14 protein-coding genes are annotated in these 8,376 nt (G+C 69.5%); 8 read left to right on the forward strand and 6 right to left on the reverse strand.

Annotated features, from left to right (window positions below):
- Positions 1-84: 84 nt before the first annotated feature.
- The 6 genes from AB0O00_RS23155 to AB0O00_RS23180 all read right to left on the reverse strand — a co-directional run bounded on the left by AB0O00_RS23155 (position 85) and on the right by AB0O00_RS23180 (position 1,626).
- The gene (locus AB0O00_RS23155; protein WP_363654673.1) at positions 85-258 is read right to left on the reverse strand and encodes a hypothetical protein; all 174 of its coding nucleotides are present in this window, start codon (positions 256-258) and stop codon (positions 85-87) included.
- A 55-nt stretch (positions 259-313) separates the two neighbouring features.
- A complete protein-coding gene (locus AB0O00_RS23160) occupies positions 314-484 on the reverse strand; it encodes a thiocillin family RiPP (protein ID WP_363654675.1) in 171 nt (56 codons plus the stop codon).
- Between the two features lie 31 nt (positions 485-515).
- Complete coding sequence (locus AB0O00_RS23165; RefSeq protein WP_363654677.1) at positions 516-674, reverse strand: thiocillin family RiPP; 159 nt, start codon at positions 672-674, stop codon at positions 516-518.
- 62 nt (positions 675-736) lie between these two features.
- Positions 737-895: a RiPP peptide gene (locus tag AB0O00_RS23170; protein ID WP_363654679.1), complete on the reverse strand. Its 159-nt coding sequence runs from the start codon at positions 893-895 to the stop codon at positions 737-739.
- A 51-nt stretch (positions 896-946) separates the two neighbouring features.
- On the reverse strand, positions 947-1,090 hold the full coding sequence (locus tag AB0O00_RS23175; protein ID WP_363654681.1) for a thiocillin family RiPP: 144 nt from the start codon (positions 1,088-1,090) through the stop codon (positions 947-949).
- A gap of 350 nt (positions 1,091-1,440) precedes the next feature.
- Positions 1,441-1,626, reverse strand: coding sequence for a hypothetical protein (locus tag AB0O00_RS23180; RefSeq protein ID WP_363654683.1), 186 nt, complete (start codon positions 1,624-1,626; stop codon positions 1,441-1,443).
- Between the two features lie 431 nt (positions 1,627-2,057).
- Here AB0O00_RS23180 and AB0O00_RS23185 point away from each other — a divergent pair, with 431 nt between their 5' ends.
- The 8 genes from AB0O00_RS23185 to AB0O00_RS23220 form a co-directional block, all read left to right on the forward strand.
- Entirely contained in the window at positions 2,058-2,945 is an 888-nt protein-coding gene (locus AB0O00_RS23185; RefSeq protein ID WP_363654685.1) for a LysR family transcriptional regulator, read from the forward strand.
- A gap of 67 nt (positions 2,946-3,012) precedes the next feature.
- Complete coding sequence (locus tag AB0O00_RS23190) at positions 3,013-3,213, forward strand: LysR family transcriptional regulator (protein ID WP_363654687.1); 201 nt, start codon at positions 3,013-3,015, stop codon at positions 3,211-3,213.
- Complete coding sequence (locus tag AB0O00_RS23195) at positions 3,182-3,901, forward strand: LysR substrate-binding domain-containing protein (RefSeq protein WP_363654689.1); 720 nt, start codon at positions 3,182-3,184, stop codon at positions 3,899-3,901. The genes AB0O00_RS23190 and AB0O00_RS23195 overlap by 32 nt, the downstream gene beginning before the upstream one ends.
- 223 nt (positions 3,902-4,124) lie before the next feature.
- On the forward strand, positions 4,125-4,505 hold the full coding sequence (locus AB0O00_RS23200; protein WP_363654691.1) for a VOC family protein: 381 nt from the start codon (positions 4,125-4,127) through the stop codon (positions 4,503-4,505).
- 36 nt (positions 4,506-4,541) lie between these two features.
- On the forward strand, positions 4,542-5,210 hold the full coding sequence (locus AB0O00_RS23205) for a DUF4097 family beta strand repeat-containing protein (RefSeq protein WP_363654693.1): 669 nt from the start codon (positions 4,542-4,544) through the stop codon (positions 5,208-5,210).
- A 14-nt stretch (positions 5,211-5,224) separates the two neighbouring features.
- The gene (locus AB0O00_RS23210) at positions 5,225-6,163 is read left to right on the forward strand and encodes an ATP-binding cassette domain-containing protein (RefSeq protein ID WP_363654695.1); all 939 of its coding nucleotides are present in this window, start codon (positions 5,225-5,227) and stop codon (positions 6,161-6,163) included.
- On the forward strand, positions 6,160-6,945 hold the full coding sequence (locus tag AB0O00_RS23215) for an ABC transporter permease (protein WP_363654697.1): 786 nt from the start codon (positions 6,160-6,162) through the stop codon (positions 6,943-6,945). Before AB0O00_RS23210 ends, AB0O00_RS23215 begins: the two co-directional genes overlap by 4 nt.
- A gap of 469 nt (positions 6,946-7,414) precedes the next feature.
- On the forward strand, positions 7,415-8,376 hold a 962-nt coding region (locus AB0O00_RS23220; RefSeq protein WP_363654699.1), incomplete at its 3' end, for an FAD-dependent monooxygenase.

Here is an 8,376-nt window from a genome sequence, read left to right on the forward strand (position 1 = left end):
CCGCCGTGTCCCGCCGCCGGCATCGAGCCGGACGGCGGGACACGGCACCCCTCGACCACGGCTGTGCTCAGCCGCGGCCCTGCGTCAGGTGGCGCAGCCGGCGGTGCCGAAGCACACCGGACAACCGGCGGAGCCGAGCGTGCCGAAGCAGTTCGTGCCACCGGCCTCGGTCAGCTCCTCGATGGCGATGTCCTCGGTCACGAGGGCGTCGGCGCCGGTCTCGGCGCGGAACGCGTCGACGGTGTCGAAAGCGGTCATGGGTTACACCTCCTCTCCCGGGACGGATGGAACGGATGGACGGTGGACCGCAGCGTCAGTGCGAGCTGGCGGTGCCGATGCTGCCCGCGGAGCTGGGGCAGCCGGCGGAGCCGACGGTGCCGAGGCAGAAGCTGCCGCCGGTGGCGTCGCTCAGCTCCTCGATCGCGATGTCGTCGGCGAAGGGCGCCAGTTCGTCGCCCTGGACGAGCTGCTGCTCGTTGTTCATGCGGGTCTCCCCCCGTGAGTGATGGGCAAGGTCAGTGCGACGTCGCGGTTCCGTACGAACCGGCCGAGCTCGGGCACCCGAAGGTCCCGGCGGAGCCGACGCACCAGCCCGCGCCAGAGGCGTCGGACAGTTCCTCGATCGCCACGTCCTCGAACAGGTCGAGGTCGGTGTCGTTGAGGGTCTCGTTCACGGTGTTCACCTCCCTCCCCGCGGATGGCCGCCGTGCGGCGGCTGCCGGCTGGGGCTGTGCCATCAGCTGAAGCTGAACGCGGTGCCCACGCAGGCGGGGCAGGTCGTGGACCCGAAGGTGCCGCCGGTGTTGGTGGTGCCGGCACCGGCCAGGTCACCGAGCTCCTCGATGGCGATGTCCTCGAACTCCTCGACGACATCGATGTTCTCGACGTTGTTCATTGCGTTTCACCTCCTCTCGCTGCACGTGCTCCGGTCCGTCCGCGGGCCGCATCAGCCGAAGCTGGAGGCGGTACCGGCGGAGCTGGGGCAGCCGGCCGAGCCGATCGTGAACGCGGTGCCCGCACCGGAGGTCTCGGCGAGCTCCTCGATGGCGATGTCCTCCTGGAGCTCCGAACCCTCAATCAGTTCATCCATTTCTTTTCACCTCCTTTTCGCGCACGTCAAATGCGCGGGAATTTCCTCCGAATCGACCGCACGGAACGACGGAATCGCCGTTCACGCACGGGAACATGGAGCCATGACGCCGCGCCCCCGATGCGGGAGCGGGCAAGCCTGAATAGACCGAGGAAAATGACACGGAGAGCGCACGGGCCCGCGACGGAACGCACGCGATGCGGCGCAGCACGGCTCGGGACACGGCCCGGCCCGGGTAGTCCTGCCGAAGGGCAGGGCGAAGCGCGACGCACCGCGGTCAGCGCCGGGGTGCCGACTCCCCAGCACGGCGAGCGGCCCGAGCACCCGGCGCTACCACCGGCGCTCCACGGCTACTTGATGAAGAGAACGACCAGCAAGCCGACGACGATGACGGCCGCCGAGATGCCGAAGACGGGCAACCAGCCACGCAGGTCTTCGCGGTACCCCTGGTCCCGGCCACCGCCGGAACCGGACGCCGCCGAGGCGCCGGCCGATCCGCCGTCGCCGCCATGCCCTCCGGATTCGCCGCCATGCATGGGTCTACCCCCCGTAAAGAACTCTCATATACGCAACACCCGAACCTGCGGACACAGGCCCCGAAACCGGGACTCGCGGTGTTGCTTCCCCCGGATAGTTCTCCTGGAGCATATCAACGGTTTTCCCGGCAACACCTCAGCAGACCCTCAAATTCACACCAGACTCTTGACTACCACCACCCGAGGAATTAACCCACCACCCGGTGGGACCAGTCAGGGGTAAACCGAGAACCACCACCACTTGGTGGGTCGAGAAGGAGACGAAGGACCGAATCGGCCCGGACAGCAAGAAAGCCCCAGGCCGTCGACCTGGGGCGGGGCCGGCCGGCGTCGGCAACGACCGCCGCTTCGATGTCCGCTGGTCCTTGCGATCCCGGTCCGGTATAACATCGCGGGCCGCCGCCTGGGCGGGACCGGGGGAGTGGGGGCACGTGGAGCTGCGCGACATCGAGATCTTTCTGACCCTGGCCGAGGAACTGCACTTCGGCCGGGCTGCGGAGCGGTTGCACGTCTCCCCGGCGCGGGTCAGCCAGGCGATCAAGAAGCAGGAGCGCTCCATCGGCGCGGAACTGTTCGCCCGGGACAGCCGCAACGTCCGGCTGACGCCACTGGGTGAGCAACTGCGGGACGACCTGCGCCTGGTGCACCACGGCCTGACGCAGAGTCTGGAGCGGGCCCGGCTGGCCGCCCGGGGCAAGACGGGCACGCTGCGGGTGAGCCTGTTCCCCGCCAACATCCAGGAGCTGCGCCGGTACTTCGAGACCTTTCGGGCCCGCCACCCGCAGTGGGAGCTGCGGGTGCGGATGTCGGCCTACGCCGATCCGTTCGCCCAGCTGCGCAACGGGGAGGCCGACATCCTGGTCACCTGGCCCGTTTTCGACGAACCGGACCTGACTGCGGGTCCCACACTCTTCTCCGATCCGAGAGTACTGGCCGTGGACCTCGACCATCCGTTCACGCGGTGGTCCTCGGTCACCCTGGAGGAGATGAGCGACTTCCAGCACGTGAGCGTCCTCCCGGCGCCCGACGACTGGATGGACCACTACGCCCCGCAACACACACCCCGGGGCCGGTTCATCGACCGTGGCGCCGCCGTGAACAACATCGAGGAAATCTTCATGAAGGTAGGCATGCGGGAGGCAGTCACCCTCTTCCCCGCGCATGTGGTCCGCTACTACCCGCGCCCGGACATCGCCTACCTGCCGGTGAAGGGGCTGGAGCCGCTCGCGTACTCGCTGGTGTGGCGGACCGAGGCGGAGAACGAGATGATCCGCGCCTTCGCACGCGTCGCCCGCGACCTGGGGCCTCTGCCCGGCTGAAGGCGTGAGAAGCTTCCGCGGTGCTCGACGACCGGCAGGTTGTCGCACTTTCGCCAGGGGGGTGGCTGTGGAGCTGCGGGACATCGAGATCTTCCTGACGCTGGCCGAGGAACTGCACTTCGGCCGCGTCGCGGAGCGGCTGCACGTGTCCCCGGCCCGGGTCAGCCAGGCGATCAAGGCCCAGGAGCGGCGGATCGGCGCCCAGCTGTTCGAGCGCACCAGGCCGCAGCGTGCGCATGACCGAGGTCGGCCGACAGCTGCGCGATGACCTGCGACCGGTCTACGCGGGCCTGCACGAGTCGTTGGAGCGTGCTCGGATGGCCGCCCGCGGCGTCACCAGCCGGCTGCGCGTCGGCATGATTCCCGGGAACGCCTACGAGCTGCGGCTCTACTGGCAGACGTTCCGGTCGCGGTATCCGCAGTGGGAACTGTCGATTCGGTACGCGGGCTTCGCCGACCCCTTCGGCATGCTGCGGCGGGGGGAGATCGATGTCCTGGTCGCGTGGTTGCCCGTGCGGGAGGACGATCTCACCGAGGGCCCCGTTCTGTTCACCGACCCGCGCATGCTGGCCGTTGCCGTGGACCACGAACTGGCCACCCGCACCTTCGCCTCCGTGGAGATGCTCGCCGACTTCCCGCACCCCGACGCACCGCAGCTCCCCGACTACTGGTTCGACATCTACCTACCTCCGCAGACCCCATGCGGGCACACGATCGAGCGCGGCCCGAGGGTCGCCACGACGGACGAGATTTTCACGCTCGTCAGCAACGGTGAGGTGGTCCAGATCAATCCCTCGCACACCCCCCGCTACTGGGGCCGCCCGGACGTCCTCTGGCTGCCCTTCAACGACCTCGGGCCGATGAACTTCGGCCTGATTTGGCACACCGAGGCCGAGAACGACGCCATCCGGGGCCTCGCCGAGACCGTACGCGACCTCGGCACGCTCCACCTGTGACCCACGCGCCCGCCGACCGGAAGCGCCACGCGCCCGTCGGTCGGGCCCTCCACCGGTTCGAGCCGGCCCTCGCACCCAACGCGGCCTGCCTGCCTCCAGGCTGGGACGGGCTTCGTAAACCCAGGGGTTAACGACCCTTGCGACAACCGTCGTTGTTCCCCGGTACCGCTGCGCCCGAAGCTTGATCCGTCCCAAGGATCAAGCAAGAAGGAGGGACGCAGCGATGAACGTCGTGTCCTCCTCGGTGTCCCTGACGGTCACCGATCCCGCCGCCTCCAGCCGGTTCTTCACCACCCACCTGGGATTCCGCGAAGTCCTGGTCGACGAGGACTTCGTGGAGCTCGCCCGTGACGACGCGGCCGTCGACCTCGTCCTGGTGCGGCGCGACATCGAGCAGCACGGGCCCGGCCAAGGGCCCATCGACGTGGTCGTGTCGTTCGAGGTCACCGGAATCGCAGCCGAGTACGAGCGGCTGCGCAACGAAGAAGTCGGCTTGTCCGTGACTCTGCGCCAGGAGCCCTGGGGCGAGCTGGTAGTGCGGCTGGTCGACCCCAACGGCCTCGTTGTCCAGCTCACCGAATGGGTGCCGCCCGCAGGAATCTGACCCACCCCCAACAACAGCGAGAACGAGAAGAGCAAGATGCAGAAGTTCGACACCCCCGCCCCGATCTCCACCGCCCTCGACATACCCGCGGGGCGCGTCCACATCATCGCCGCCGACCAGGCCGACACGGCGGTCGAGGTCCTGCCCGCCGACGCCTCGAAGCACCGCGACGTGACGGCCGCCGAGCAGACCCGGGTCGGCTGCACCGACGGCCTCCTGTGGATCGAGGCCGCGCTGCCGAAGAGCCGGCTCGTCGGCAACACCGGAGCCGTCGAGGTGACCGTCCGGCTGCCCGCCGGCTCCCGGGTGGAGGCGAAGGTGGCCAGCGGCGGATTCCGGGCCGTCGGACGGCTCGGCGACGTCACCTTCGAGGGCGCTCAGGGCTCGGTCGAGATCGACGAGGCCACCGGTGCCCGCCTCACCCTCCAGGCCGGCGACATCTCGGTCGGCCGCCTCGGCAGCTCCGCCGTGATCAGCACCCGAAAGGGCGACATCCGCATCGCCGAGGCCATGAGCGGCACGCTCGAACTGCGCACCGAGGCCGGCGACGTGTCGGTCTGCGCCGCCTCCGGAGTCTCCGCCTCCCTTGATGCCGGGAGCAGCCACGGCCGCATCCACAACTCACTCAGGAACACCGAAGGCATCGCCGGCCTGACCATCCACGCGACCACCGCCTACGGCGACATCACCGCCCGCAGCCTGTGACGAGGAGCACCAGCATGACGAACCTGGCCATCTCCGCGACCGGACTGCACAAGTCCTACGGCGACAAGGTCGTGCTCGACGGCATCGACCTGACCGTCCCGGAAGGAACGATCTTCTCCCTGCTCGGCCCCAACGGCGCCGGCAAGACCACCACCGTCCAGATCCTGTCCACCCTGATCCCCGCGGACGGCGGCACCGTCCAGGTCGCCGGCCACGACCCGACCCGCAGACCCGACGACGTACGCGGCGCGATCGGCGTCACCGGGCAGTACTCGGCCGTCGACAAGCTGCTCACCGGCGAGGAGAACCTGCTCCTCATGGCCGACCTCCACCACCTGTCCCGCAGCGACGGCAGACGCAAGGCCGCCGAACTGCTCGACCGCTTCGACCTGGTCGAGGCGGCCCGCAAACCGGCCGGCAGCTACTCCGGCGGCATGCAACGCCGGCTCGACCTGGCGATGACGCTGGTCGGCGACCCCCGCCTGATCTTCCTGGACGAGCCCACCACCGGCCTCGACCCGCGCAGCCGCCGCTCCATGTGGCAGATCGTCCGTGAGCTGGTCGCGGACGGCGTCACCATCTTCCTCACCACCCAGTACCTGGAGGAGGCCGACCAACTCGCGGACCGCATCGCCCTCCTCGACCACGGACGACTGATCGCCGAAGGCACCGCCGAAGAGCTCAAACGGCGCATCCCCGGCGGCCACATCACGCTCACCTTCGCCGACGCGTTCCTGCTCGACGCCGCCCGCCACGCGCTCGGCACCGGGACGGCCGATCCCGAGGCGCTCACCCTGCAGGTGCCGAGCGACGGCGGCGTCCGGACGGTCCGCGAACTGCTCGTCCACCTGGACGAACGCGCCATCGACGTCGCCGACATGAGCGTCCACACCCCCGACCTCGACGACGTCTTCCTCACCCTCACCGGCCAGCAGAAGGAGCCCGTCCGATGAGCACCCTCGGCCTGGCCGTACGCGACTCGAACACCATGGTCCGGCGCCAGCTCAAGCGCCTGGTCCGGTACCCGTCCATGACCGTGCAGCTGATCCTGACCCCCGTCGTCATCCTGCTGCTGTTCGTCTACGTCTTCGGCGGCACCCTCGGCGCCGGCCTCGGCGGCGGCCAGGGCGGCGGCCGCACCACCTACGTCAACTACGTCGTCCCCGGCATCCTGCTCATGGCCGCCGCCACCGCCGCGACAGGCACCGCCGTCATGGCCGCCACCGACATGACCGAAGGCATCATCGCCCGCTTCCGCACCATGCGGATCTTCCGCGCCTCGGTCCTCACCGGCCACGTCGTCGCCAGCGTCGTCCAGCAACTCCTCGGCATGGCCGTCCTCATCGGTGTCGCCTACGCCATCGGGTTCCGCCCCAGCGCCACGGCCGTCGAATGGCTGGCCGCCGCCGGACTGCTCACCCTGTTCGCCACGGCCATCACCTGGCTCGCCGTCGCCCTCGGCCTCAAGTCCCCGACGCCGGAGGCCGCCAGCAACGCCCCCATGCCCCTGGTCCTGCTGCCCTTCCTCGGCAGCGGCTTCGTCCCCACCGACTCCATGCCCACCGCCATCCGCTGGTTCGCCGAGTACCAGCCCTTCACCCCGATCATGGAAACCCTCCGCGGTCTCCTCCTCGGCACGCCGATCGGCAACAGCGCCGCCATCGCCCTCGCCTGGTGCCTCGGCCTCACCGTCGTCTCCTACCTCTGGGCCAAGAACATCTTCGACAAGGCCTGAGGCCGGCGCGCTGCTCGACCACCTGCCGGGCAACGACAGCGATGGGTTCGACCAAGTGGTCGAGGCGAGCATCGAAGTTGCCGTTCGGGTTGCGTTCAGCTCCGGTCACGCGCGTGCCCCACACCGGCCGCACGGCAACGGTCCGCGCCCAGTACTGGGCGCCGCGCCGCACCTACCAAGGCCCGCCCAGCCCGCCACGACCTGCTCCGGCAGGGCACCGAGATCCTCCCCGCCGACGACCGCGCGGCCGGCCTGATCCGCGCGCTCACGGTCACCGACCTCGAAGCGGAAGAAGCACGCCTGCGCGGTGACGGCCCCATCACCATGCCGCTGCGCTGGGAGCCCTGGGGCGAATCCATTCCCTTCCATACACATAGCGCGCCGGGGGCTTGCGGCACGACCCGGGTCGTGCCACGAGCGCCGCGAATCCCTGGCCGAAGTCAGAACCTGAGAAAGCAGGAGTACCGAAGTGCGTGTTGATGTCGACGACCGGGACGAGCGGGAGCGCGGCGAAGGGCCGCCCGGGGAGCGGCTGGTGACGGACGCCGACGTGATCATCGTGGGCGCAGGGCCGTCAGGCCTGATGCTGGCCGGTGAATTGCGGCTGGCCGGGGTGCGGCCCCTGGTGCTGGAGCGGCATCCGCAGCCCCGGGACACACCGAAGGCCAGCGGTATCGGCGGGCGGATCCTGGACCTGCTGCGATACCGAGGCATTCTGGACCGGTTCGAAGCGACCAGCAGCGACCCCGACATCGCTCCCCGATTCCCGTTCGGCAGTCTGCATCTGGACCTCACACAGCTCGCAGATCCTCCGATGCGGGCGTTGCCGATCTCACAAGCAGAAATCGAGCGGCTGCTCGGCGAACGCGCCCGCGAACTCGGCGCCGACATCCGCCGCGGGCACGAGGTGGTCGGGGTGCGCCAGGACGATGCCACCGTGACCGCGGAGGTGCAGGGGCCGGACGGGCCCTGCCGGGTGACCGCCCGATACCTGGTGGGCTGCGACGGCGCGCGCAGCCGGGTCCGCGACCTGGCCGGCATCCCGTTCCCCGGCACCACGTACCCGGAGGTCAACCGGCTCGCCGTGGTCACCGTGCCCGATTCGCTGACCGTGCTCGACAACGGCGACATCGACGTCCCCGGGCTGGGCACGATCCATGCGGGCTTCACCCGGACAGACCGCGGTGTGTTCGCGTTCGCGGTCACCGACGGGGTTCTGTCCCTCATGACCACCGAGGACGAGTCCGCCGAATACGACGATGACGAGCCGATGGGCCTGGCCGAGCTCGGCGACAGCATCCGACGGGTGCTCGGCGGGGATGTCCCTCTGGGAACACCGGTTCGGCTGTCGCGCTTCACCTTCAAGGACAGGCAGGTCGAGCGGTACCGCGACGGGCGGATCCTGCTGGCCGGCGATGCGGCCCACCTGTT

This window comes from Kitasatospora sp. NPDC093558 (assembly GCF_040683475.1).
Lineage (GTDB): Bacteria > Actinomycetota > Actinomycetes > Streptomycetales > Streptomycetaceae > Kitasatospora.